We start from the raw sequence: 604 nt of genomic DNA on the forward strand, positions 1-604 counted from the left end.
CTGACTCGCGAGAGACAGCAAAAAACAAAAAGAACCTTGATAACTGAACAATAGACAACGACCCTGAAAATTTCTAAGAGAAATATTCAGAACGGAAATCAGATCGAGCGAAAGCGAAGATCTGATGCCAACAGTAAATAACGGGATAGGAAAGCTAGTAGTTTTCCTGACCGAGATTGAACGAAAGGAAGCTCCTGCGACACTAAGCTCACCCTTAGGGGTTCGCTAAGTCGTCGAGGAGCGCAAGCGGACTAAGGCTTGAAAAGACCAAGCCTAAGTCCTTTATGCGAGAGTTTGATCCTGGCTCAGGATGAACGCTGGCGGCGTGCTTAACACATGCAAGTCGAGCGAAGCACTTACTTTTGATTTCTTCGGAATGAGGAGGTCTGTGACTGAGCGGCGGACGGGTGAGTAACGCGTGGGCAACCTGCCTCACACAGGGGGATAACAGTTAGAAATGACTGCTAATACCGCATAAGACCACAGCACCGCATGGTGCAGGGGTAAAAACTCCGGTGGTGTGAGATGGGCCCGCGTCTGATTAGGTAGTTGGTGCGGTAACGGCGCACCAAGCCGACGATCAGTAGCCGACCTGAGAGGGCGA

At 50.5% G+C, this 604-nt stretch carries 1 rRNA gene; it reads left to right on the top strand.

Annotated elements, in window-relative coordinates:
- Positions 1 to 282 precede the first annotated feature (282 nt).
- Positions 283 to 604 (top strand): 16S ribosomal RNA (locus B5E62_RS16670); the annotation flags it as partial.

The sequence above is a fragment of the Lachnoclostridium sp. An118 genome (genome assembly GCF_002160985.1).
GTDB classification, from domain to species: Bacteria; Bacillota; Clostridia; order Lachnospirales; family Lachnospiraceae; genus Claveliimonas; species Claveliimonas stercoravium.